General features: G+C 30.6%; 23 protein-coding genes and 1 other RNA gene. 3 read left to right on the plus strand and 21 right to left on the minus strand.

Annotated elements, in window-relative coordinates; genetic code table 11:
• Positions 1 to 38: 38 nt before the first annotated feature.
• From Q0787_RS10765 to Q0787_RS10800, 9 genes are all read right to left on the minus strand, one after another.
• Positions 39 to 617, minus strand: a complete 579-nt coding sequence (locus tag Q0787_RS10765; protein WP_298902623.1) for a hypothetical protein — start codon at positions 615 to 617, stop codon at positions 39 to 41.
• Between the two features lie 125 nt (positions 618 to 742).
• Positions 743 to 865 (minus strand): hypothetical protein, encoded by a 123-nt coding sequence (locus Q0787_RS19360; protein ID WP_366915887.1) that lies wholly within the window; start codon positions 863 to 865, stop codon positions 743 to 745.
• A gap of 397 nt (positions 866 to 1,262) precedes the next feature.
• The gene (locus Q0787_RS10770) at positions 1,263 to 1,667 is read right to left on the minus strand and encodes a hypothetical protein (protein WP_298902624.1); all 405 of its coding nucleotides are present in this window, start codon (positions 1,665 to 1,667) and stop codon (positions 1,263 to 1,265) included.
• A gap of 240 nt (positions 1,668 to 1,907) precedes the next feature.
• A complete protein-coding gene (locus Q0787_RS10775) occupies positions 1,908 to 2,594 on the minus strand; it encodes a LytTR family DNA-binding domain-containing protein (RefSeq protein WP_298902626.1) in 687 nt (228 codons plus the stop codon).
• On the minus strand, positions 2,591 to 3,598 hold the full coding sequence (locus tag Q0787_RS10780; RefSeq protein WP_298902627.1) for a sensor histidine kinase: 1,008 nt from the start codon (positions 3,596 to 3,598) through the stop codon (positions 2,591 to 2,593). The genes Q0787_RS10775 and Q0787_RS10780 overlap by 4 nt, the downstream gene beginning before the upstream one ends.
• Positions 3,599 to 3,605: 7 nt before the next feature.
• On the minus strand, positions 3,606 to 4,289 hold the full coding sequence (locus Q0787_RS10785; protein ID WP_298902628.1) for a hypothetical protein: 684 nt from the start codon (positions 4,287 to 4,289) through the stop codon (positions 3,606 to 3,608).
• An 11-nt stretch (positions 4,290 to 4,300) separates the two neighbouring features.
• Positions 4,301 to 6,622 carry a TonB-dependent receptor family protein gene (locus tag Q0787_RS10790; RefSeq protein ID WP_298902629.1) on the minus strand — a complete coding sequence of 774 codons (2,322 nt, stop codon included), beginning with the start codon at positions 6,620 to 6,622 and terminating at the stop codon, positions 4,301 to 4,303.
• A 409-nt stretch (positions 6,623 to 7,031) separates the two neighbouring features.
• Positions 7,032 to 8,030 (minus strand): helix-turn-helix domain-containing protein, encoded by a 999-nt coding sequence (locus Q0787_RS10795; protein WP_298902630.1) that lies wholly within the window; start codon positions 8,028 to 8,030, stop codon positions 7,032 to 7,034.
• A 140-nt stretch (positions 8,031 to 8,170) separates the two neighbouring features.
• Positions 8,171 to 8,866 carry a hypothetical protein gene (locus Q0787_RS10800; RefSeq protein WP_298902631.1) on the minus strand — a complete coding sequence of 232 codons (696 nt, stop codon included), beginning with the start codon at positions 8,864 to 8,866 and terminating at the stop codon, positions 8,171 to 8,173.
• 337 nt (positions 8,867 to 9,203) lie between these two features.
• On the opposite strand from Q0787_RS10800, the gene Q0787_RS10805 reads away from it, so the two are divergent.
• Both Q0787_RS10805 and Q0787_RS10810 read left to right on the plus strand, forming a co-directional pair.
• Complete coding sequence (locus Q0787_RS10805) at positions 9,204 to 9,806, plus strand: hypothetical protein (RefSeq protein WP_298902632.1); 603 nt, start codon at positions 9,204 to 9,206, stop codon at positions 9,804 to 9,806.
• Between the two features lie 29 nt (positions 9,807 to 9,835).
• Positions 9,836 to 10,234, plus strand: a complete 399-nt coding sequence (locus Q0787_RS10810) for a DUF6678 family protein (RefSeq protein WP_298902633.1) — start codon at positions 9,836 to 9,838, stop codon at positions 10,232 to 10,234.
• A gap of 245 nt (positions 10,235 to 10,479) precedes the next feature.
• On the opposite strand, the gene Q0787_RS10815 is transcribed toward Q0787_RS10810, so the two are convergent.
• The 4 genes from Q0787_RS10815 to ssrA all read right to left on the minus strand — a co-directional run bounded on the left by Q0787_RS10815 (position 10,480) and on the right by ssrA (position 14,654).
• Entirely contained in the window at positions 10,480 to 11,724 is a 1,245-nt protein-coding gene (locus tag Q0787_RS10815) for a hypothetical protein (RefSeq protein WP_298902635.1), read from the minus strand.
• 176 nt (positions 11,725 to 11,900) lie between these two features.
• Entirely contained in the window at positions 11,901 to 12,947 is a 1,047-nt protein-coding gene (locus tag Q0787_RS10820; RefSeq protein ID WP_298902636.1) for a TlpA disulfide reductase family protein, read from the minus strand.
• A 161-nt stretch (positions 12,948 to 13,108) separates the two neighbouring features.
• Positions 13,109 to 13,975 carry a hypothetical protein gene (locus Q0787_RS10825; RefSeq protein ID WP_298902638.1) on the minus strand — a complete coding sequence of 289 codons (867 nt, stop codon included), beginning with the start codon at positions 13,973 to 13,975 and terminating at the stop codon, positions 13,109 to 13,111.
• Between the two features lie 284 nt (positions 13,976 to 14,259).
• Positions 14,260 to 14,654: a transfer-messenger RNA gene (gene ssrA / locus Q0787_RS10830) on the minus strand.
• A 217-nt stretch (positions 14,655 to 14,871) separates the two neighbouring features.
• Here ssrA and Q0787_RS10835 point away from each other — a divergent pair.
• Positions 14,872 to 16,077 (plus strand): NAD(P)-dependent oxidoreductase, encoded by a 1,206-nt coding sequence (locus Q0787_RS10835; protein ID WP_298902640.1) that lies wholly within the window; start codon positions 14,872 to 14,874, stop codon positions 16,075 to 16,077.
• Positions 16,078 to 16,083: 6 nt separating this feature from the next.
• Here Q0787_RS10835 and Q0787_RS10840 read toward each other — a convergent pair whose 3' ends face one another.
• The 8 genes from Q0787_RS10840 to Q0787_RS10875 all read right to left on the minus strand — a co-directional run bounded on the left by Q0787_RS10840 (position 16,084) and on the right by Q0787_RS10875 (position 23,615).
• Positions 16,084 to 18,894: an MSEP-CTERM sorting domain-containing protein gene (locus tag Q0787_RS10840; RefSeq protein ID WP_298902642.1), complete on the minus strand. Its 2,811-nt coding sequence runs from the start codon at positions 18,892 to 18,894 to the stop codon at positions 16,084 to 16,086.
• On the minus strand, positions 18,878 to 19,396 hold the full coding sequence (gene xrtK / locus Q0787_RS10845; protein WP_298902643.1) for an exosortase K: 519 nt from the start codon (positions 19,394 to 19,396) through the stop codon (positions 18,878 to 18,880). Before xrtK ends, Q0787_RS10840 begins: the two co-directional genes overlap by 17 nt.
• Positions 19,383 to 20,060, minus strand: a complete 678-nt coding sequence (locus tag Q0787_RS10850; protein WP_298902645.1) for a DUF1361 domain-containing protein — start codon at positions 20,058 to 20,060, stop codon at positions 19,383 to 19,385. The genes xrtK and Q0787_RS10850 overlap by 14 nt, the downstream gene beginning before the upstream one ends.
• A complete protein-coding gene (locus tag Q0787_RS10855; protein ID WP_298902646.1) occupies positions 20,048 to 20,431 on the minus strand; it encodes a DUF2809 domain-containing protein in 384 nt (127 codons plus the stop codon). The genes Q0787_RS10850 and Q0787_RS10855 overlap by 13 nt, the downstream gene beginning before the upstream one ends.
• Positions 20,428 to 21,057 (minus strand): ElyC/SanA/YdcF family protein, encoded by a 630-nt coding sequence (locus tag Q0787_RS10860; protein ID WP_298902647.1) that lies wholly within the window; start codon positions 21,055 to 21,057, stop codon positions 20,428 to 20,430. The genes Q0787_RS10855 and Q0787_RS10860 overlap by 4 nt, the downstream gene beginning before the upstream one ends.
• A gap of 4 nt (positions 21,058 to 21,061) precedes the next feature.
• Entirely contained in the window at positions 21,062 to 21,352 is a 291-nt protein-coding gene (locus Q0787_RS10865) for a hypothetical protein (RefSeq protein ID WP_298902649.1), read from the minus strand.
• 1 nt (position 21,353) lies between these two features.
• Positions 21,354 to 21,845, minus strand: a complete 492-nt coding sequence (locus tag Q0787_RS10870) for a Coq4 family protein (RefSeq protein ID WP_298902650.1) — start codon at positions 21,843 to 21,845, stop codon at positions 21,354 to 21,356.
• A gap of 372 nt (positions 21,846 to 22,217) precedes the next feature.
• Positions 22,218 to 23,615 carry a DUF4173 domain-containing protein gene (locus Q0787_RS10875; RefSeq protein ID WP_298902651.1) on the minus strand — a complete coding sequence of 466 codons (1,398 nt, stop codon included), beginning with the start codon at positions 23,613 to 23,615 and terminating at the stop codon, positions 22,218 to 22,220.
• Between the last annotated feature and the right edge of the window lie 36 nt (positions 23,616 to 23,651).

The raw sequence follows: 23,651 nt of genomic DNA on the forward strand, positions 1-23,651 counted from the left end.
TTCTGGTTGTGGTATATTAATAGTTAAAATTTTTCTTTTCATATAGTAATCGCACAAATTGCTAAGGCAGCAGTTAATCCTCCAGGATAGTAACTAATTGTAGTAGTTTCCCCTTCATTATAATAATTACAAGTCGTCATAACTGAAACAGTCCACCAAGGAGTGAAAGGGAAAAAAAGAGCATTGTATGGATGGAATCTAACTGCAGTCCAACAACCGCCAACGCCGCTGATTTTAAGACAAATTAAATATGAAGGAAGCTTATTAGATTCATTTGTATAATCTATCGTTCTCCCAGAAAAATTATCAATTGCTTCAAATAATTGTAATTCTTCATTATAATTATAGTATTGAATAATTCCATTTCTATTTGTAACGTAACATTCCGTTTCATTGAGAGGACCAACATCAATAATATTGCTTTCGGTTGGGCGTTCTATAAAAGACTGGATAAGTTCTGCATATGCTTCTAGAGACATGGTTTCAGGAAAATCTTGGGATATTTTTTTATCTAAAATATCAACATTTTGATTTGTTTGTATGTCATCAATTAATGGTTCTGTTTGGCAAGATCCAATGATAAGTGCTAGAAGGCATAATAGTGCTATTTTTTTCATTTTTAATTTAAGTTTAAGTTTAAATAATTTTTTTATAGGTTTATTTTAATGCGCAGTACTTACTGATTTTAAAAACGGTTTCATGCTACCTTTGTAATTGTTACCTATAGGTATCTCTATACGTTCTATTTCAATATCATTTTTGTGTAAACGGTTATCATATCGTTATTTACTATGTATGAGCAGAGAACCCATATAAGTCTATTGTCAAGGCGTTCTACAAAAGCGGAAATACTTTCCTTTATCATCAATGTATCTGTTTGTAAATGGATTTTAATATAATCTCTAAAACTTTCTACATAAAGAATGTACTAAAAACCTCTTGCGCATTTAAAAATTTTCAATGTAGGTTTCAAGAAGTTCTCTGGTATGAGATCCATTATCATGAGTATACATTTGCGATTCATAAATATTTAATTTAACCTGGATTGGAATATCATTGCTTTACACTAACAAAAGTATTTTTTATTAAATTGATTCTTAAAAAAAATATGCAAACAACCTTTAACTGATGACAAAGACGACTTTTTCGCAGGCAAATGGTTTAATAAAGACTTTTGAATCCTGCCATATAAGTAACTCTTATATTTCTGTTATAATATAGATTTGTTTAAAAAAAGTGCAAACACTCAAAATAGATATATACTACCAATCAGGCTTATAAATTAAAAATTCTTTAGGGATATCAACCTTGACGTATTTCCAACTTGATTCCTCGTCGCCAAATTCTAGAAAATCGGCTGTATTTTTATTTAATTTATCTTTTATGAATCCTCCTCCTTGCGCAGTTTGTAAATAGGTTTGTATTGTTAATTTTCCTTTTGAATATCTGTAAACCCCTAAAGTAGCTTTTTCTGGATTTAAAGAATTTACATTAGTATCATCATAATCATGAAACTTACCTACTTTGCCGTCAGCATAGAATTTTAGGTATGTTTTATTAAATTCTTTCAAATAAGTACTGTCTGTTATATTTAGGATTGACGTTAATTTGTATAGTTTGGTAGTATCAATAATCTTATAGACTTCTTTATTGGTATTTCGCTTCATTGTGAGTTTGCAGCAGTTAAATCGTTTACGCCCAAAATCATTCCTATAACTTATACAACTATTAATTAATACCATTAATAGTGTAAGGGTTATTATTTGCTTTTTAAAATTCATTTATGTTTTAATTGTAATTTAAAAATGAACATGTATTTAAAATTGTTGTTAATGCGGTGTTAACTATATATAAAAGATGAATAAAAATCTAATAGCTGTAAGTGAACAGGGTTATTATTCACCCTCTTAAATACTATTTTTTTTAAATTTATTAATAAAGTCTGCTTTATAAGTTCTTCCAATAGGGAGTGGCTTATTATTAATAAAAACCTGGTTGCCTTTTATTTTTTCAATATGATTATGGTTAATAATATAAGAACGATGTATACGATAAAAATTATAAGTTTTAAGACGTTCTGACCAATGATTTAAGCTGTCTAAAATAAGTATGTTGCGCTTATTAGTTATAACATGAACATAATCTATCTCTGCTTTTAGATACAATATATCATCAAGATTTACCTTAAATGTTGTTTTGTTTGTATATAGTAATATTTGGTTTGTTTTTGAAACTTCCTTTTTGTTAATAGTATATCTAACCCGAGATACAGATTTATAAAAACGTTCATAAGAAAAAGGTTTTAATAGATAATCTGTTACAGCTTCTTCAAAAGCGTCAAGTGCATAGTTTGGAAAAGCAGAAGTAACAATTACTATTGGTGGATTAACTAATGTTCTTAAAAACAAAAGACCGTTTAACTCAGGGAGTTGAATATCTAAAAATAAAACATCTGTTTTATGCAAAACCTCTGTGGATATATCTAAACCACTTTCAAAACTACCAATACATTCTAAAAAAGGTGTTTTTTCAATGTAACTTTTTAACAGTTCTAATGCCGATGATTCATCTTCAAGAATAAGACATTTAATCATAATAATATTTTTAATTTTACTTTAAATAAGCCATTGCTTTTTGTGATATTTAAACTGTGTTTTTTTGGATACAAATTATTTAAACGTTGTTTTGAGTTTGTAATTCCAATTCCACTTTCCTTCCAATTAGCCTCAATGTTCTCTGAAGATTCTTCGCTATAAGGGTTTTCACAATAAAAAAACAGTTCGTTATTTAAGAGTCTAATTTTAATGTTAATTAGGTGGTTTTTACCTTTTAATAGACTTGTGTATTTAAAAGCATTTTCAACAAAACTAATTAAAAGTAGTGGTGGAATTTGTTGAGAGCCATTATCAATATTGTCATTAAAATTAGCAAAAACCTTATTGACTAATCTTTCATTTTGTAGGTTTATATAACCTTTTAAATGTTCGATATCCTTTTCTATTAATATGAGATCTTTCTGCGCATCGTTTATTAAGTATCTAAAATTATCCGATAATTTTAAAATTAAATAAGGTGTTTTTTCATCTTTTTTTAAGGCATTTGCATATATAGTGTTTAGAGTATTAAATAAAAAGTGAGGATTAATAGTTGCTTTTAGTGCTTTTATTTCTGAAATCTTTTTTTCTTTTTCTAGCTGATTTATTTTTAGTTCTGAATAGTATGCTTTTTTCAAGGCATATATAAGATAAAAGACAACACCAAAACCAGTATATGTTAGTGCGCTAGAAGCAAAGTGTACCCAGTATTCATCATGTCCTGGATGAAAAAGATCATCAGTGTAATAATAAGCTATAATGTTTATAACAAAAAGTCCAAAGATTATGAGTAAATACTTGGATTTATTTTTTAAAGGAAAGAACCAAAAATATAATGTGTAGGAGATTGTAATTTTAAAAAAAAGTGAATTTAATTCATGTAAAAAAGACATTGCATATCCATTTTCTCGTCCCATATATTTTATGTAAGGATAAAACAAAACAGCGCACCATAAAATGATGTGAATGTAAGGTTCTAGAGATATGATTTTTTTCTTTTTCAAAAGCACGTTAGTATGAAATAACAATATTTTTAATTGCTGCTTTAGCAAATATAACTTTATCTCCTGTAGTGCCACTTATTCTGAAAATTAATCGTCCGCCTTCGAGAGGTGTAGTATCTTCAAAGTCAAAATAGGTTTTGTTATTTAATTTAAACCAAACTTTGTTATCTTTTTTGCCAACTTCTACATCATACCACTTTTCAATTTCAAAAATATTTTCATCTAATTTTTCTCTAGAAGCTATAGAATTTGGTGCTGTGTTTTTAAAGAAAAAAGGAGTGTTTCCATGTGAACGATTATTGTAGGTAAGATTGTAATGTTTTAGTGTAGTACGCCAATCCCATACTTCTCTTGGTGTCGCGTTTACATCAGGTAATTTAAAAGTTTTATTATCACCGTCTTGTAATACTGAAAATAAATTTATTAATACTGTTGATTCTGATAGTGCTTTTACTTTGTATTTTAAAGTAAAATCTTTCGGGTATAATTTGGGACTGATAAGAAAGAAACCATCAGAGCCTTCAGTTTCTTCTATGATAAGCTCGTCTCCATTGATTGTGGTTTTGCCTTTATCTAAAGTCTGCCAATTGACTAGCTCTTGAGGTGTTATTTTTTCTTCTGTAACTCTTTTTTCGCAATTGAAAAATACAATAGTAATAATTAACGTTAGTTTTAGTATTTGTTTTTTCATAATATATTGGTTTAATCGGTGGTGCCGCCGTAATTATAATTTCGATTTTTTCTATTTCTTAGTTTTTGTTTATTCTGAAAGAGTTTATAATTCATGCTAAAGAGGTATCCAAAAGTTTGTGATTGAAAGCGCCAGACTTCATGTTGTATAACATTTTGAGTAGCAGTAGTTCTGTGCATTAAATTATTATCTAATAGGTCTACAATACGTAAACTTATACTGAGTCTGTTTTCCAAAAGATTTAAGCGAGCTGCCAAATCAATACGGCTTCTTGGTTCAATGAAATTGAAGGCATTTTGAGTTTTAAAATTATGCCTATAGCTAATATCTATACCTAAAGACCTATTGATTTTAAAGGTGTTTTTAAAGATTAAATTAGAAGAATATAGCTCATTCCAGGTCAAAGGGACATCTTGATTTACATTGGTGTGATAATAGTTTGCAGAGAGTTGACTGTTCCAAAAATCAGTTAATTTATAAGTAGTACTTGTTTCTATTCCATAGGAATGTTTTTTTCCAATATTGTCAAACGTAATCATTAATACACCATTAGAGTCAATAGATTGCAAACGTTCTATCACGTCTTTTCTGTGTCTGTAGAATAGCGCTAATGAAGCAGTTAATTTATTACCATGATATTGATAATTAGTTTCAAAATTGTAACTAAACTCGGGCTTTAGAGCAGGGTTTGCAACCCATTCAAAGTATTGATTTCTAGATTGAAATGGGTTGATATTTCTAAAATTTGGTCTCGATACGCGTCGACTAAACCCTAAGTTGAAAGTGTTTGCATCGTTAATAGTATAGGAGGCATGTAGTGACGGAAAGAAGTTTGAAAATTTTAAATCTGTTGTTTCACTATTTGAATTGTTAATAGAATTTGATGTTAAGTTTTCATACCTTAATCCTAGTTGCCAAGTTAGTTTGCCAGTTTTTATATTGGTTAAACCGTATATGCCGAGCAGTATTTCTTCGTAGTTAAATACGGCCAAAGTTTCAGGTTCATTTACAGTTCTTACTACATTAGAGCTTTCTAATAGTCTTTTGTTCCAAGATGCACCTGTTTCAATAAGAATATTTTCAGTAACAGGGAAAGAATAATCTAATGCTAATGCATTAAGTTTATTGTTATTTGTTCTTTTTTCTTCAAATAATAAAACACCTTCTTCAAAATCTATAGCTGGTAGCAGATTGTTATTTTTAGAAAACTGATAATCTATTTCTAAAAAGTGATTTTCTTTTTTGAATTGTGTTCTATAATTGGCGTTTATATTTGTGGTTTTGTGATGGTGAGATGAATTGCGAGTATAGATAAAATCATCTCTTCCTATTACGTTAGTATAAAAAGTATCATTGTAAAAACTGTGAGCATCATCTGTATAATCAAAACCGATTGAAAGTTCATTTTGATCATCAATAAAAAGATCTAATCCTGTGTCTATTTTTCTTACAAGACCACTAAAGTCGTGTGGCGCAAAAAAATCTCTTGTATTTCCATTGTTATAAATTTGCGAAATTTGTTGTTTGCTATCCATTTCTCTGCCAGACTGAGATAAATTCCATCTGAAATTCAGAAATGAAAAATTATAGTTTCCGTCTAAGCCATAGTTGTACCGTTTTGTGCCAAAACCAGCATTCAAATTTGAGTTCAGTCCTTTTAAAGTGTTCTTTTTAAGAATGACATTAATAATGCCCGAAAGCCCGTCTGCTTGGTTTTTAGCAGATGGCGAGGTAATCAATTCTACCCGAAGTATTGTAGAAGAGGGTATTTGCGCTAATAATTCTGTAGGGCTTAGGCTAGACGGTTTGCCATTAACTAATAAACGCACATTTTGGCTGCCACGTAGTGTTAAACTACCTGTGCCAAGATCGGTTTGTATCTCTGTGATTTGATCAAAAGCTTCCAATGCAGTTGCGCCTGCTTGTTGCAAATCTCTACCAATATTAATTATTTTTCGATCAAGTTTTAGCTTGGATGTAGTTTGTTCAGTATTTATAACAACGGCATCTAATTCCTCAAGCGAAGTTTTTAATTTTACTGTAATGAAATTACTGTCTACGATGTCTTCAATCTTAATAATCTCATTCTTATAACCAATAAAAGTAATTTCTAAATGAGAAATTGGTTGGCGTGTATTTAAAATAAACTCTCCATAATTATCTGTTGAGACACCATTAATTAGCTTGGTGTTATTATATGCTATTACTGTTGCAAATGGGATAAGTTCTTGGGTGGATGAGTCTAGAACAGTACCTTTAAAAGTATTACTTTGCTGTGCATAAGAAGAAACTGTAATTAGAAATAAGGGTATTATCTTTAGTATTTTAAACATAGAAATAATCATATAAACAAATATGATGCATCATTATGTATTGTAAAATTTTATTCTGTTAGCGTTGTTTTTTATCCTGTTAAATGGAGTTTAATATTTTTTTTGTAGTATTTTAGAAATGTTCGTGTATAGACAGTTGTGCGTTAGCTAGAACTAAGTTAGTAATAGAAAACAAACTAAAGGGGAAATCCGTAGGGCTGTCCCAGTATTAGCTTTACCAAATGATTTTAGAGAGCCAAATTCCACATTTTGTGAATTAAAATGCTCATTAATGTTATTATACCAAAATCCGATTGATTTATTAGTTCTATCATAAATCATACTTTTTGGTTGAAATTCTTTAGCCCCAATTACTTCTTTGGAAAGCTACTTGTTCTATCTATAATTATTTATTAAACTCTTATTTCTTTTACAGTTTATTATTAAAATAAGCAGATGGCGACGTTCCCATAAGTTTTTTAAACGACTTGTTAAAAGTAGTTTTAGAATTGAATCCTGCTTCTTGAGCAAGTCCAAAAAAAGTTAGCTGTTTGGCTTTATCTGATTTCGCTAAAAAAACAAATTCTTTTACGCGATAATAATTGACATATTCAAAAAAATTCATGCCAATATTTTCGTTAAGTAATCTGGCTAGTTCTGGGTTGCTAACACCCAGGAGTTGAGCAAGTTCTGTTTTAAGCAATTTATTGTTCAAATATGGTTTTTTATTAATCATAATTTGGTCGAGCTCTTCTTTTAAACGATCCATATCTTCGAAACTCAATTTAGATTGTGTATATTTTTTTAATTGATTTTCTGGAAGAACTTGCATGACACTTGGCGAAATCATTCCATAATAAGTAATGAAAAGAATTATCAATGCTAAAAAAACCCATATATAAGAACGAATTATACGTTCTATATCTTGAAAACCAGATAGGCTTATAAAATAGGTGACAATCCAAAACAATAAGCAACCTCCTATAACTCTTAAAAAATTCACAATAAATTGTATGTGTAACTCATACGAGATCTCATTTTTTATTTCTCTTGAAAAGGTTTTCAAAACATTCCAACTTAATATCCAATATATAGTATTTACCATTAAACCAAACCCCAAGCAAATATGTATCATACGAAATAATTCCCCAGTTTTAATTCTTGCACTTATAACAGCATCTGTAGGAATTATAAAATAAATAACTATAAAAATAGAGTATATTAATCCGGGTAAATAATGAATTAAATCTTTATGTGAGTATTTCTTTTTTAACAGTATAGAGCAAGTAAATAAGTACACTGTTGGTCCAAATAATAATACCGAAAATTCTGAAAAAGAAATGAGCCTAAAGTTGCTGTTCCAAACTCCAGCACTGTGCAATGTCCTACCCAATAAACCTATTAAAAGTGTAACCACTAAAAATGCCATATATCCATTTATATGTCTTCTCTTTCTTGGCGAAAAAAGATACACTAATAATAAAATAATGCTTTGAAAAAAACCAAAGTAAATAAGTTGATTGAGTAGTATTTGCATAGATAATTGCTAATATTTCTTTTAGATATAAATTAATCAATTTTAAATTGATGTACATTTTTTAAATCATCATAACTTGACATTTTATGTGTTTTAGCAAAAGCATCAAAAGCTGATTCATTATTCCATTCAATAATATAAAATTGATCTGGATTATATACATATCCAGTAGGGGAATTTCCTATATTTAATTGTAAAATAATCTTACCTCCAGCTTTTTTGATATCTCCTTCCCATTTTGATATGAATCTTTCAAACTTTTTTGAATCATTCTTCCAAAAGGAAGTTACCACATTATATTTCTCTCTATTTATTGAGAAATTTAAATCTTTTTGTACTTCGTAATAAGTGAGGTCAAAATATGGGAATAATTCTCTGCGTTGCTCATGGAAACCTGGGACTCTTTTAGAGATATTAGCCAAAAAACCTTCTCTTTTTTGTTTATTTTCCCATTTTCCAAATATAATACTAGAAGGGTGATGAGTTCCAAGGGTAAGTTTTGAAATTCTAAAACCATTTTGCGGTTGGTATGAATATTCAAAAGCCACAGGAAAAATTATCTTTCTATACCTTTCGTATTTTGTTTCAGAATCTGGAGCTGTAGTTAGCAACATAATATCCATCACTTCACCCTTTTTAAAGCTAAAAGATATAAGTTTTTTGCTCTGGGCATTACAATTGAAAATGGCAAAAGAAAAAAATACGAATGCGATTGTTTTTAATTTCATAATTATAAAAATTTAAAGTTTATAAAGGCAAAGCACTAATATTAGAGTTTAGCACGCAAGAATCTAAATAGTTAAAGCGTTCGTATACAGTATTCGTACTAGAATACACATGAAATTATAGTATTCTCAACGTTGTACTAGTTAAGTTGTGCATAGTTATTTGCACTTTTGCATAATTATAATGGAAAAGGTTTCTTTATAGAATATCATTGTCATTTTATTCAAGGCGGATGGTTTATACAAAAAGATACTACTGGTATTGATTTATTCTTTGAAGTAAAACTAAAACTAACAATATTTAAATATGAGTAAACAAAATTATCGTTAGCAATCAAGAATGACTGAAAAGGAAAGAAAATATTACGATAGAATAAAAAATGAACTTATGGGACAAAAAATTTCTGGAGTTTATTATCAAGAAATTAATTGGGAAACTGATGACTCCGAATTTTGGAGTTTTTCAGCTGATATCCACTCCGTAGATATGAGTGTGATATTTCGATTGGAAAACGGAAAGTTAATCCAGATACTATGGGATAGTGAATTTTATAGTTATGGTGTTGGATTTGCAGTTATTGACAAATTAGATGAAGAAAAAGAAGGATTTAAAATCTTAAATGTTTCTAAAAGTGAAAACTGGAAAAAATTGATTGGAGAAAAAATATCTGGAATCGGTGTTTTATGGGATATTAGTTCCGGGATTACAATCGAATACAAAGATAATCAAGTAATTAACTGCAAAAATGCAGTTATCAAATTGCCACAAACTTGGGAATTAACATTCGGCAAAAATAAAGTTTGGATTGCTACATTTGAAATAACGGAAGATGAATCTGATAATTATTATTGGGCTGACCATCTTACAATTTTATTCTCCAATGAAGCGCAAAAAAAATATAAACTGAGTGAAAACGTCAGCTCAAAACACTATATAGCGTAATTAGCTTGATTTGGTCTTAAAAGAAAAAAATGAATTTAACTAAAAAGAATATTGAGAACATAATTCGTGAAAGTAATTTTTCTTCATTCATGAATAATACAAAATGGGAAAAACTGTTTGAAAACCTAATTGAGGAATTTGATTCTGTATTTATTAGGTTTAAACTAGTTGGACGTGAAAAAATTGAGGAAACTGAATTTGATATGGTTGATTTCACCCCTTATTTTATGGAACCAATTTTATACAATGAAATTGAATGGATTCAATTTCCTGAGAAAATGCTAATAATTAAAAATAGACGAGTTTCACGACAGACAATTTCTGAACATAGCCAAGATATTACTGAAATTGAAAATTTGATTAATGAAATTGGAATTTTTGATTTGGAAAGAGGTGATAAAACTTTAAAATTGTATGGATATAAATAACCTTACACAACAATTTATAACAGCAACTGACAAATTGAAAATCAACGAATATTAACCCGACTGAAGGTTATATGATAATGCCATACTTCATGTAAAAACTAACTGTAAAAAAGAACTGAACGATATTTAAGTAGGAAAAGAGAAAGAATAGTAAATGTTGTCGAAGTTTTAACTCGCTCTTTTGCTCTTTCTAGTTAATAACTCTAAAATTAAAAGATTATACACGTTGTTGGTATTTCGTTATTTTATGGATTCTCTAACCACCCAATTATAGTCATTGAAATCATTTGATTTGATTTTTTTATGTCGATCCATTTTTCTTGTATAGTACTCCATATCCTAATATCAACAGCCTTGTATTTATTTGAAATATCGTGTACAGCTAAATAATTATTTGAAGAAAACGAACGCTGGTATTGCGGCAATTCCCCAATGACTTTATTGTTATAAAAAACGGTTCTTCCGTTCACTTGTTTTTGAAAATCATAACCAAGATCAATATATTGATATTCAGAATACGTCCTATCTAAAGTATTAATTTTGAAGTCTCCTTTTTCACATGAATAAATTATATGATTCTGAAAATCTTTATAAAAAAAGGCGTTACGCATTGATACCTTTATTTCATCAATTTGGCAGATTGTACGTTGATTCCCGTTTTTAATATTTATGGATTTAATCTTTGCAGTATTCTTGTGAATATAACTGTAAATAAATGTTTCGTTATCAATCCATATGATGGGAACATCTAATCTTACATTTGCCATTTCATGTAAGAGTGTTCCAATGCCTGCATTTGCCACAACTTTTTTTAGAGTTCCAGAACGTGTTTCTAACATAATCTCTTTAGATTCGAAATTATTAGCGTTTAAATACTCATATTTTTTTGAACTCTTTGTTGCTTGTATTTCTTCTTCTATTTCATTTAGGGTTGTAAATGCTTCGGTACCTGATTTATGTTTTTTTTGGTTTTTAACAAATAATCTATAATCAACTTTGTTTGAATAATAATATTTTATAACACCATTGGTGTTTAAAAACGGGTCTTGGTATTCTTTGTATGTGTTTTTTTCGACATTGTATAAACCCAATTCTTTGTCGGATTTATCTAACTTAAATATGATAGAATCTCCTTTTATAAAATATAAAGGTGGATTGCTAGTACTTAATTCACTTTTTGATTTTATATTAATAATGTTCTTATTATTAATTAGCAAATACTTATTATCCAAAACATTGTTTTTTATTCTCTCAGATGTATGTATTGTATCTACTGAATGTAATATTCCATTTTTAAAATTATAGGATATAAGTAAATTGATTCGTTTCTGACGATCAAAATGATTTACTAAAAGAGAGTTTTTAGTATTTGCATTTATCTGATTCAGTGAAAAACCAACTTCGTTTCTGTTTTTATTCTCGATTTTTCCTTCATTATTACAAAAAGAACAAGTAAGAAAAATAAGCATTATAGAAATCAATTGTTTCATTTAATAATTTATATAAATATTTTTAATGTTTGAGTTTTAACAATGTATTCCATCGGTCTTGTTTATGTTTAGTTGCGCGTTTAAGTAAGTAATTTAGTAAACAAAAATGTGCCAGAGAAAGTTTTGAAGGAATTTTAAAAATAAGCAATGACCAAAGCCATTAATTATACACGATGTTACTTGCTGACTTTTTTTAGTTCATTTTCAATTTGTTCAAGTGATAAGTTTACCCCAATCACAATTCCATTTTCGTCTATCAAATAATTGAATGGAATTGCTTCTATTCCGAGTTCATTGTTTACTTGTTTGTCAATGTCAATTAAATTAGTCCAAGTCAGATTATCTTTTTCGATAGCTTTAATCCAGCTTTTTCTATTATCGTCAATAGATACGCTCACGATATCAAAATTTACATTTTCAAATTTCTTTTTGAGTTTTACCAGTTCTGGATGTTTTATTCTACAAGGTCCACACCAAGAAGCCCAAAAGTCAACCAATGTTATTTTGCCTAAAAATGTTGTTATATCAATATCTTTGTCTTTATTATTTGGTAAAATAAATTTCAAGAACGGTTTATTTATTCCATATTTTTCAAGGTTTGCGATTCCCATTTTAAACATTTCCAAATCGTCCTTACTTTGTTGAGTTGTATCGATTTTTGAGTACAGTTCAATAAGTTCCCTTTTTGTTAAAACAGGTTCTATTAATGCATTTTCTCCTAAGATTGTTCCACTAATCGGATGATTTTTATTTAATTCAATGAACGATGTGAGTTTTTCAAATAATAGAGCTCTGAAATTTTCTTTATTCTGATTAGCTTGATAAAACTCTTTATATTCTTCTTGAATTTTAGCAGAATAAGAACCTTCAATATTGTTTATTTTGAGTATGTTGTATTTTTTTTCATTTCGAATTAACTCTTCATAATTGGCTTGTATTGTAATCTTACTATTCTCGATATATAATGGAACAATATTCGCATACGGTTTTAAGTTTAATGAGCCTTGAATTGGTTTGTCAACTTTACCCTTAAATTCAAAACTGTTATTTAAGACTTCTGTACTGTCTTTTGCATTTCGATAATTCAAATATATATAGTCTGAATAATCACCATTTATTGTTCCTTTAAGGCTAAATGATTCTTTTTTTGTTCTTTCTTTTTTGGGGTTTTCTTTGCAATTAATAAGAAGGCAGATAATTAGAATTGCGAAAATATTTTTCATAAGTTGGTTTTTCAGCTTGTAGGTAACATGTTTGTGAATGGTTAGTTACGTAGACAAGAACTAAGTTAATAAAAGAAAACGAACCATCGGAAAATTGGAAGGATTTTCCGAGTACACACAAACCAAGCGATTAATTATACACGTTGTTGGCAACTGTTTTTTTAATCACCTTTACCAGCTGGTACTATTACAAAAGCCCATTCAACTTCGTCAGGAACTTTGTATTCATCTAAAAATTTTCCTCCAAGTCCGTTAACTTGAGATTTTTTGTCTGCTACCTCAAGCCCATAAGTCTCTCCAAACATGAATTTTACTCCATTGTCTAACTCAAGCGTGTCTGTGTCTTTTAAGTTAAAAATTTTGAACTCACTCGGTCTTATTTTTAGGTTTTCAATAATTCCAATTTCATCAGATGTTTCATTGTAAATAAACACTTTATATGTTTTTCCGTTTTTGTTGTAGTTAGCAGGAATTATGGAAATTTCATTTCCTTCTTCGATGAAAACATTTCCATTAGAATCAGTCCATTTTTTTTCATTTTGAGAATTAGTTGATTGTTCAGTATTTGGAACATTTTCATTAACATTTACTTCTGTTTTATCGTTGTTATTGAGACCATTAATAAAATCATATGCACTATATCCTCCACCAAAAATAGCTAGAGCAAAAAACCACCAAAATGTATGATATTTCCATTTTGAAATGTTAAAATCAAATTTTTCCTTTTGTTCTTTTCGTTTCTCTTTCTTTTCAATTTTTTCAAATCCACCTTTTTCCAAAAAAGGTTCTATAATACCTATTCTTGTTACAAGTATGTTTCCCGCAGAAGAGTGATGGAAATTTGCTAATTCAAAACCTGATTTCTCAATTTCAATTATAAGTGATTTGACATAACTTTTTGATTTTTCCGGAAATAATTCTGAGTGAAATCCATACAAAGTTGTAAGGTTATTTTCCTTTCTTATAATAGATTTTAGAATTAAATCCTTTGCTTGTCCATCTGTCATGTCTTTAGATTTATCTTTCATTTTTCAAATGGTTGCCAACAATTGGATATAGTTATTGATTATATCCACATTATGTGTTTAAATACAAATTTATCTTCCTTGAAGCTTTAAGATGAAAAAACTAATAATATAAAAGGTTATCGTTTTAATATATCATTGTATATTATCTGAGTAATACAAGCTTAGATTAATTCATCTTACAAAAATAATATACATTGTAAAACATGAATAAAACACAAGCTACTTACACCTTTTTTTACACCTTTAAAATAAAACGCTCTAAAATCAACACTTTAGAGCGTTTATAGTGGAGTCGGAGAGAATCGAACTCTCGTCCAAACAAGCTATTAAAGAGCTTTCTACACGCTTATTCTATTATTAGATTTTCGACTGTAAGCTGGCAAAAGACAACCTACTTACAACTTAGCTTTTTAATCTCGAAAATGCATCAAAGCGCTACATCATCTTAGTTAATATTTACGATGCCTCTAAATAGAACGCCATTAACCAAGGCTTTCTGGAGACATTTAGCTTTCCTACCTAGTAGGACGAGGCTTAATCTTACTATAATTCAGATTATGCAGCTAAAGCGTAGTTATTCTCGCCGTTTAAAATTTGGTCTAGCCTTTAACGTGTTTCAATGCCATTACACGACGTGCTTACCGTTTAATGAGTCTCGCTGTCAAAACCAGTCGACCCCATTGTAGTAATATTTATGTTGGCGTTCCCTTTCAGGTCAGGCTCTCACTACTCGCTCTCTACGAGGAGCTCAAACAAACCGTTCCATCCTTAACGCAGCATGCAAAGTTATCAAAAAGTTTGTATAACCCTACATTTACTGTTATTTTCGTGCAAATTTTGTACCAATCCCAATTCTGGCAAACTTGTCAGTTTTGATGTCATAATTCCTTTACACTATGAAATTCGCTATTATTAAAGAACGTAAAAATCCACCAGATCGACGTGTTGTATTTTCACCAGAAAAACTAGCCGAAGCCAGAGCACAATTCCCGCAAGCAGAATTTGTCGTAGAATCATCAGATATTCGCGTATTTTCAGATGATGCCTATCGCGCTCAAGGATTTACTGTTACCGATGATGTGTCTGATTGTGATGTCATGATTGGTGTAAAAGAAGTGCCATTAGATGCACTTATTCCTAGTAAAAAATATTTCTACTTCTCCCATACTATAAAAAAACAACCTTACAATAGAAAGCTCTTAGTAGACATGCTTAACAAGCATATCGAAATGTATGACCACGAAACCATTGTTAAGCAAAGTGGCGCAAGACTTATAGGTTTTGGACGTTATGCAGGTTTGGTAGGTGCTTATAACGGATTTAGAGCTTTAGGATTACGTGATGGATTGTTCGAACTACCTAAGGTGGAGCATTTAGCCGACTTAGACGAAGTAAAGACCGAACTCGATAAGATCACATTGCCAAATATAAAAATAGTCTTAACAGGAACGGGTAAAGTAGCCCTAGGAGCCAAAGAGATTTTAGATCACCTTCAAATAAAGCAAGTGAGTGATGCACTCTATCTAACCTCACAATTTACAGAACCTGTTTATGTCATGGCAGATGTTATGGAATATGCCAAACGTAAAGATGGGAAAGTAGGAGATAAGTATGCCTTCTATAAAGATCCAAGCGGTTACGAAAGCAACTTTATGCCTTACGCAAAAGAGTCAGACGTTTTTATTGCAGGTCATTTTTATGGTGATGGCGCTCCTTTCATTTTTACACGAGAAGATGCCAAGCATCCAGATTTTAGAATTAATCTTGTAGCCGATATTTCATGTGATATTGATGGTCCAGTAGCAAGTACCATTAGACCGTCTACTATAGCAGATCCATTTTATGGTTATGACCCGATGTCAGAAAGTGAGGTCGCATTTGATGCTAAAGGCGCTATTACTATGATGGCTGTAGATAATTTGCCTTGCGAGTTGCCTAAAGATGCTAGTGAAGGTTTTGGAGAGATGTTTTTAGAACATGTCATTCCTGCATTTTTTAATGATGACCAACGTGGTATCTTGAAACGTGCTAAAATCACAACTCCAGATGGCCAACTTACAGAGCGCTTTAAGTACTTACAAGATTATGTAGATGGTAATTAATAACTATTAAAACCACCTGAACTTTTTCTGCTTTAGCACTAAAAATAGGCCCACTAGAATAAGTAATACATAAAATTCTGGCTCAGACATACGTTGCGTATCTTCATTTAAGTCTAATGATTTTTTACCTGAAAGTACAGCCTCTTGTTTTTTCTTTAAAATAGCCTTTTGTGCTTCATTTTCAACTACAATATAAGAGGTGTGTGGTGTCATTATTTGCGACATAAAACTATATTTTACAAGGCTGTGCCAATCGCGTTCGGCATGTTCAGGATGTAAAACATTTGATCTAAATTGTCCTTCCATGACTAACCCAGATGTCCATTTGTTTGGCTCTATTTCAGCTTCATCCAATTGAAAATTAGACGTTTTTAAAACAACATCTGGTTTGGTGTTATTGGGTAAATACGCTAAAGTCTTGTTTGCGTTTGGCCAGGCCAATACAGAATCGTTAAGTCGTACTGTAGTGTCATCATCAATCCATTGTTTCGGATTTTTAGTCAAATCGTGAGATGCGAGATAACTCATTGTATTAAGATGATAAAAGAGGTTGTTTTCAGGAAATGCAAATTTAAAATCCTTAAAGTCTTTAGAAATAATCGAGCTGTTCATTGTATCAGTAATAGCAATAATTATTGGATACGTATTAGATATCTGTTGCTGCGTGTTATAAAAAACAGTTTTAATAGCTCTTTCGAGATAAAAACCGCCTTCAAATTGTTGGTTTTTTAATGCTGTTTTCCAGTCGTCATCTAAATCTATCGTATTGGTATAAGTATTGGCGAAACTTATTTTATGCGGAGTCTTTAACGCATCGTTCTTTAAAAACAAGTCTAATGTAGATATATAATTGTCTATAAGGTTTTGTTTTTCTGCGGAAATATCAACTATAAAATGGTAATATGGTTGTCGTTTTACTGTAGTTAATCCCTCTTTTGTTTTTGAAGATATGTAAGCCACATCATTTTGTTCAACAGATGTTACGCTTTTTTGAGTTAGTGAATCACCTAATTGAACTTTATGGCTGTCAATAGCAATAACCATAGGTTCTTTATGAATAAACTCAATTCCTGTTTTCCTAACCTCACTTTCACTAAACGGAAACACTCTAAATGAAACCTTGTTACCTGTGAGATAATGTAATAGTCCTGGATCTCGATTTTCACCTCGTATTTGTGAAAACACCCACATAGCCGATTTCTTTTCGGCCAAAATGCCCATTTCCTTTCTATCTCCAACATAGAGATAATAATTGTTAATCCATGCACCATTTGGCAAATCTATGGTTGTTGCATATTCTGAAAATAAACGCTCGGTATTGGCGTTCGTGATTTCTAAATCAATCCAGCTCGTCCATGTATTATCAACAGTATTATAGGTGCTTGATGATGAAACATTGGTGATGCTTACATCAGTATTTCTTATGTTTTCTGGCATAATACCAAAAGATTCTTTGTTAAAAAAGACACGCTCTATGGTATTTATTTTGCCATCAGATAACGTTAAATTATCAAGAACAATCCAATTAAAAAATTTAGACAAATATGGTTTCTGACTCGAAGAAAAGAAATCATCATTTCGATCTTTATTATGACGAACCACATTTAATGTGTTTTGCAGCGATTGTTTGTCAATAGCATAACGCTCAGAATAATTTGGACTATAGAGATAATCTAACGCCTCATGTAAAACCACTCTGTCTTTGGTGTATGATGCTGTAATGCATGCTGGAATGACTAAGAAACCTAAAAGGGCGAAAGTTATGAGAAGAGCTTTCGAGAAGTGTGCTTTTAGAAAGTTGTAATCTGAGGTTAATTCTTGGATGTGAATAACAAAAAGTACCAATGGCGTTAGCATTAAAAACCCTACACCAATGGCAATAATAGCAAATACCGAAAGTGGTAAATAGGGTAAGAATACAATAAAAAAGTACAGCGTATAGGCAAATGTAATGCTACGCGCAATAAATAAAAAAAGCCTTTGAGTTGTATTTGAGCCGCTAGGTAAGCAAATTAAAATACCATTTACAAGTGCCAAAACATAAAACCAGTAATGACTGAAATCTCCAAAAATACCAGTATGTGTACCGCTAAAATGGTCAATTAGAAATCCACTGTTAACGGCAAGTCCCAATAAAGGGAAAAGAATGGCTATGGGTATTTTCCATAAGAACTGATATTTTTTCCAAGCCTTTCCTTTTTTTGTGGCTAGAATATAGATGCCTCGAATTAAGAAGAATAAGAATAAAATAACAGCTACAATAGATAAAACGACCATCACGTGTGATCCAAACCCCGAAGTTGTAAAATTCCATAGTGGTAAAATAATTTGGAAGAAAAGATAGCAAATTATGGGAATGGCTACTGCAGCCAAAATATTCTGCCAAGCTTTATAATCTTTATCTTTTGATGTTAATTTAATGACAATAATAAACAAGGAATGTGCAAACGTAGGCATTAAAAAAGTACCAACATACAATAGTATGTCTCCAGACAACATCCATCGTGGGATACTCCAAGGCAATATGTCTTGGGTATATAAACTATAGATGTATATATAAGCGATATAAACAACCAAACTTATATAAGCATAATACATGGAGATATTTTGCTTCCTAACAATACATGTAATTGTATATCCTAAATGTAAAAGGGTTAAGATAATTAAGGTTAGGCCAAACCCTTTCCACAACGATAGATTTTCTTCAGACAATAAGGTTTTAATAATGCTAAAATCGCTATATACAATTAGTATTAGAAGCACTACTGGAAGTGTGTTTATAGCTAATAGCCATTTTGGGTTAAGCAAATTTCGCATGACGTATATTGGATTTAGAAATAAAATGATTGGTTAGTAAATAGAACAGAATTAAAAACGTGAGGTATACAAAAACACCTTGGGCCTGATGCATCCATGTATAGTCAAAACTTGTGTTTTTTTCAATGAAAATTGATATAAGTATTCTAGATATATTTGCAAATAAGGTTAAGAGATAAGTAACTGCAAAAGCGATAGGAAAGACAATTATGTTTTCAAAAAGAGTGCGTGTATGTTTTAATAATGAAAACATGAAAAGCATAAAGCTAATAAGCCAGAAATTCACTCCAGAGCAGGATTTGTCTATAATGATGTTTAAATTTTCAAAATAAAATCCAATAGCGCTTGTGTAAGTGGCATTCTGATTTGCAATGGTTTCGACGACACCATTAATAGGTTTTAGCATAAATAAAACCATATCATTATCTGCATGAGCATACATGAATTTTAGAATCACCACTAAAACAAAAGCAATAAGGTAATACATACTATTTTTTATCATCTGCGAGATCTATTTTTGGTATTGTAAATGCTTTGAGCATCCAATAAGAAATGGCTAAAAAGGAAGCAAAAGTTAATGTAAAAATCCAAGCTTCGGTATTAGGTTCCAATATAATTCTGAAAATATCCGAGAATATTTGCAATGGTTCGTTTATAATTTCCCATGAATTATAGCGTAAAAAACGCCCTAAGTATATACCAAAGGCAGTGAGACCAAAAATACTAAGCATCAAAGGAAAGATATACCTTGATGGCACATACTGTTTTATACGCTTTTCCATATCTGACAGTGAAAGGAAAAATAAAATCAATCCGTTAAATGCGAAAGATAGAATCACAAGAATATCTAACCACATTAAATGCGATTTAGAGTTTATGAGGTGCAGTAAATCGGTAACAATATAAGGTGCGTTTGGTAAGAAGAGCAACCAAATGCTAAACCATATTACGAATACCAATTTGTTTGTTTTAGGAGTACTTATAAGCCCAATTGTAATGGCATATGGAATGATGGCTAAGAATAAATTCCAGACTAAAAATAATAAATAAAAAGACTGATGCATTTTCATTCTAATCATGAGTAAAACGATACTCAAAGCCATTGAGATTGTGAGTAAAGACAAGATCTTAAATCGGGTAAAAATGAGTGTTTTTATAGATTCCATGAGTTTTTAATATTTATGTCGATTAATAAAATGACTAGAATGCCCAAGGTATAGGCAATAAGATCGGTAACTTCAAAAGTGCTACCAAGTATGATAACTGCTAATTCACTATGCCTCAAGTTTAAATAATCTAACAGATTAAAAAGTTGTAAAAACTCTATGGTATAAGCAATAAAGAATACGACAATAGCGATATAGATGGGTTTGGTTTGAATGAAACTGCGGAAAAAACAATAGATCAAAATGACCACCAAGAAATCTCCAAAGGTGTGTCTTATAAAACCTTCAGATAAAAATATTGCTATACATACTTCTACAAGAAATAGCAACAGACTGGATGCAAAAAAGGATTTGTTGAATTTGATGGTCATTTGATTTCTATTTGTTGTCCTAAAAATTTCGGTTCTACATTAAACAATACATCCATTGATGCTTTTGCTCGTGCGAGATATTCTCTGAGCTGTACTTTAAGTCCGTAACGCCCTTGAACATTTTTAGCATTAAATGCAACGGCATTAATCTCATTATGTTTGGCGAGATAAATGGCACGCTCGTTATGAAATTGCTGAGATATAATTGTTATAGAATCCTGACCAAAAATTGCTTTGGCACGTATGACAGAGTCTAATGTTCTGAACCCAGCATAATCTAAAAATATTTTGTTTTCGGGAATACCTCTGGCAATCAAATCGGTTTTAAATGTTGTAGGTTCGTCATAACTTTTACTTCCGTTATCACCACTTATCAGTATATATTCAATTTTACCAGACTTATATAGCGCTACGGCAGCATTAATTCTATAACTGTAATACAAGTTGATATTTCCGTTAGATAAAAACTTAGCTGTCCCAAGAAGTAAACCAACTTTATTTTTTGGTATAGAGCTTGTCGACTTATATATATAATCTTTAGCTTGATAACTTACCATATAGTTGGTGATAATGAGACCAAATAAGAGAAATACAGCGAGGAGCGCTAAAAGTTTAAGTTTCTTCATAATATTAAAATAAGTTATAGTAAATCACCACATAGAAATAACCATCTGCGATGGGTATATTAGTGATTAAAATGCCTATAGATTTTAAAGTTTTTAGTTTATTGTCTTTAATAATTAAGTATCCAATCAAAACCAAGAGGATCAGACTATTGATCACTATAGCAAATAACAGATAGTATAGGTCAATTATTGCAATCCCAGATTCGGTTTTAAAACAAAGTTGTAGTATTAAAAGTAAGGTTCCAATACTAAAAAATGTTAATGCTGCTTTTGTCACAAATTGTAGTCTATCCATTTTAATTGAGTATAAGAGTTTTACGCTGTGATCTCGAAAAAATAGCCTGTCTTAAGTCGTTAATATCTACATGAAGCAGGTGTTTGTAATCAAAGTGATGAAACGTGTTAGCCTGTTTTCCAATATGATAAGAGCGGTAGTAATAGTTGTAATAATCGGGTAGTATAACAATGCCTAAAATCATGGCACCATAGAGGTAGGGACTACGTTTTCCGTTACCAAAACATAAGCATTGTAAAGCAATTTCATCTTCTACTGTTACGCCATAGCCTGTTAAGGTGTGATAGGCATCATGGCGTTCTACTTTGGCAATGAGTTCAAAATCGTTAGTGTCTAAAAACTCACCTAGATGTCTACCAAATGAAGATTTAGGATAATTGAGGAGTTCTGCCCTATAAATACCCCAGGCTTCATGATTTTTAAATAGTTTGGTGTAAAGGTTTTGAGAGTGCTCAAATAACCATTCTATAAATTGTTTTCGTATGTTTTTCATACCTGTTTGTTTTTAGCAAACCAAATCCATGATTGGCTTGTGGTTATAAAAGCGGACGAAAAAAATGCGATGCTGAAAATGCTAAAATTGGTAGATATGATTCCAAATGCCGCAATCCCAAAAGTAAAAATAGCATAGTAGGGGAAATACCTTTTATAAACTTGTGTTTTGCTTAAACCGTTTTTTTCTGTTATCCAAAACACAGAGCAAATTGTACTTAAAATAACTAGCGACGCTATAAAAAATATGGGTATAAAAGACACCAATACAAGAAGAACCATATTGCTTTCTTCAAAGCCTAATCCAGTGATTATCCAAAAGACAAGCGCTGCCAAAACACAAGATTTTGCAAGGTTATTTCGAATATTCATATTATTTAGTTCTAGTATTATGGTCTAATGCAATGTTGTCATAACTCCACTCTTGCCAATCCCGCTGTCTCACCGTACTTAGATAATTCCGGTATTTATTTTCGATTCTAAGTCTATTGGCATTTGAAATGATGATATCATCTTTTTTGTTGTGGAGTAGAACAGCATTCCTATTTGTGAGTTTTATGAGATAATCAATGTCATATGCTTTTGCCTTTGTAAGATTATAATTGGTGATGGTATAATCCCAATTTATGGCACTTAAAATAACCAACAGAGCAAAGGCTATTTGTGCATTTTTTCGAAACAAGAAAATGAGGTTTTTTATATTCAAGACTTTAATAAATGTCGTAACCAGGCCAATAAGGGTAAGGAAAATATAAACATGTACACCAATACGTTTATAGGTAAGTCCAAATGAACTAATATAATTTTGATTTTTGATAGCAATAAGTGCAATAAGGACAATGTTTAAGATAATCCAGAGGTAAGTAACGGCTTTAAGGTTTTTATTATTGACGTAAAAATTGAGATCGCCTCTAAAGAAATATAGAATGATAATTATGGCAATAATAATAGAAGCGATAAGCGTATTAATGCCATTGTGTACTTGATAAGAAAGGGTAGATGCTTTAGTGATATCATGCGTTTTTAAGTACAGAATATCGGTAATGATATATATTACAATTAAAAGATTTAGCAATCCAAGCAATAAGGTTCCAAGTTGTTTTTCCTTTTTTAATTTTTCTTCGGAAATGTGCTCTGATTTGTTTAAATGGTTAGTTGTTTTTAAATCGGCCAAGGTTGCCTGTTCTACCTGAATAGGTTTAGAAATGTTGCTGAATAAATAATAGCCTAAAACAGAAAATAGTACCCATTGTATATTGATAAAGTTGAAATTAATTTGAGAGACTAAATTATTGAACATTGGATTTCCATTTTTATAGAGCATTACAAAAACGATAATAAACACCAACGGAATACCAACAAGTTTAGTGAGGTGAATCCAATCTATTTCTTTTTTAGGTTTAACTTGTTCTTTCGTCTGGCTAGCTTCAAAATTTCTGTGAAAAAATCCAGCAATAGAAGTGTAAAGACCATTTAGCCAATAGATATACACCGAAGTATCACGTTGTGAAACTACACCTATTAAGGTGAAAAATGCGGCGCAATTGGCAATAATTGAAAGGTAAGAGTGTTGCATGAATACAATTACAGCCGTTACCAAATAAATAAACGTATGCAGTATCGTTTGTTTGTTTTTAAAGGCGCTTAGATTGTAAAATGCCAATACACCAATCGTTATTATAGAAAAAATGGAAAGATTTAGTCCTATATGCTTTTCATAAAAAAGTGTACTGAATGCTAAGGAGGCAATAATGGTTATTATATGTTTCATAATGCTTGTTTTAAAGTACTTTGAATTTCAAAGTTT

The sequence above is a fragment of the uncultured Psychroserpens sp. genome (genome assembly GCF_947492715.1).
Lineage (GTDB): Bacteria > Bacteroidota > Bacteroidia > Flavobacteriales > Flavobacteriaceae > Psychroserpens.

What these genes read in the sequence shown, in the direction of transcription:
- Q0787_RS10835 (WP_298902640.1), top strand. Translation starts at nt 14,872, where the DNA reads ATGAAATTCGCTATTATTAAAGAACGTAAAAATCCACCAGATCGACGT.
- Q0787_RS10865 (WP_298902649.1), bottom strand. Translation starts at nt 21,352, where the DNA reads ATGGATAGACTACAATTTGTGACAAAAGCAGCATTAACATTTTTTAGT.
- Q0787_RS10795 (WP_298902630.1), bottom strand. Translation starts at nt 8,030, where the DNA reads ATGGCATTTTTAGTGGTTACACTTTTAATAGGTTTATTGGGTAGGACA.
- Q0787_RS10810 (WP_298902633.1), top strand. Translation starts at nt 9,836, where the DNA reads ATGAATTTAACTAAAAAGAATATTGAGAACATAATTCGTGAAAGTAAT.
- Q0787_RS10860 (WP_298902647.1), bottom strand. Translation starts at nt 21,057, where the DNA reads ATGAAGAAACTTAAACTTTTAGCGCTCCTCGCTGTATTTCTCTTATTT.
- Q0787_RS10875 (WP_298902651.1), bottom strand. Translation starts at nt 23,615, where the DNA reads ATGAAACATATAATAACCATTATTGCCTCCTTAGCATTCAGTACACTT.
- Q0787_RS10770 (WP_298902624.1), bottom strand. Translation starts at nt 1,667, where the DNA reads ATGAAGCGAAATACCAATAAAGAAGTCTATAAGATTATTGATACTACC.
- Q0787_RS10825 (WP_298902638.1), bottom strand. Translation starts at nt 13,975, where the DNA reads ATGAAAGATAAATCTAAAGACATGACAGATGGACAAGCAAAGGATTTA.
- Q0787_RS10800 (WP_298902631.1), bottom strand. Translation starts at nt 8,866, where the DNA reads ATGAAATTAAAAACAATCGCATTCGTATTTTTTTCTTTTGCCATTTTC.
- Q0787_RS19360 (WP_366915887.1), bottom strand. Translation starts at nt 865, where the DNA reads ATGATAAAGGAAAGTATTTCCGCTTTTGTAGAACGCCTTGACAATAGA.
- Q0787_RS10785 (WP_298902628.1), bottom strand. Translation starts at nt 4,289, where the DNA reads ATGAAAAAACAAATACTAAAACTAACGTTAATTATTACTATTGTATTT.
- Q0787_RS10820 (WP_298902636.1), bottom strand. Translation starts at nt 12,947, where the DNA reads ATGAAAAATATTTTCGCAATTCTAATTATCTGCCTTCTTATTAATTGC.
- Q0787_RS10765 (WP_298902623.1), bottom strand. Translation starts at nt 617, where the DNA reads ATGAAAAAAATAGCACTATTATGCCTTCTAGCACTTATCATTGGATCT.
- xrtK (WP_298902643.1), bottom strand. Translation starts at nt 19,396, where the DNA reads ATGATAAAAAATAGTATGTATTACCTTATTGCTTTTGTTTTAGTGGTG.
- Q0787_RS10850 (WP_298902645.1), bottom strand. Translation starts at nt 20,060, where the DNA reads ATGGAATCTATAAAAACACTCATTTTTACCCGATTTAAGATCTTGTCT.
- Q0787_RS10805 (WP_298902632.1), top strand. Translation starts at nt 9,204, where the DNA reads ATGACTGAAAAGGAAAGAAAATATTACGATAGAATAAAAAATGAACTT.
- Q0787_RS10840 (WP_298902642.1), bottom strand. Translation starts at nt 18,894, where the DNA reads ATGCGAAATTTGCTTAACCCAAAATGGCTATTAGCTATAAACACACTT.
- Q0787_RS10855 (WP_298902646.1), bottom strand. Translation starts at nt 20,431, where the DNA reads ATGACCATCAAATTCAACAAATCCTTTTTTGCATCCAGTCTGTTGCTA.
- Q0787_RS10870 (WP_298902650.1), bottom strand. Translation starts at nt 21,845, where the DNA reads ATGAAAAACATACGAAAACAATTTATAGAATGGTTATTTGAGCACTCT.
- Q0787_RS10775 (WP_298902626.1), bottom strand. Translation starts at nt 2,594, where the DNA reads ATGATTAAATGTCTTATTCTTGAAGATGAATCATCGGCATTAGAACTG.
- Q0787_RS10790 (WP_298902629.1), bottom strand. Translation starts at nt 6,622, where the DNA reads ATGTTTAAAATACTAAAGATAATACCCTTATTTCTAATTACAGTTTCT.
- Q0787_RS10815 (WP_298902635.1), bottom strand. Translation starts at nt 11,724, where the DNA reads ATGAAACAATTGATTTCTATAATGCTTATTTTTCTTACTTGTTCTTTT.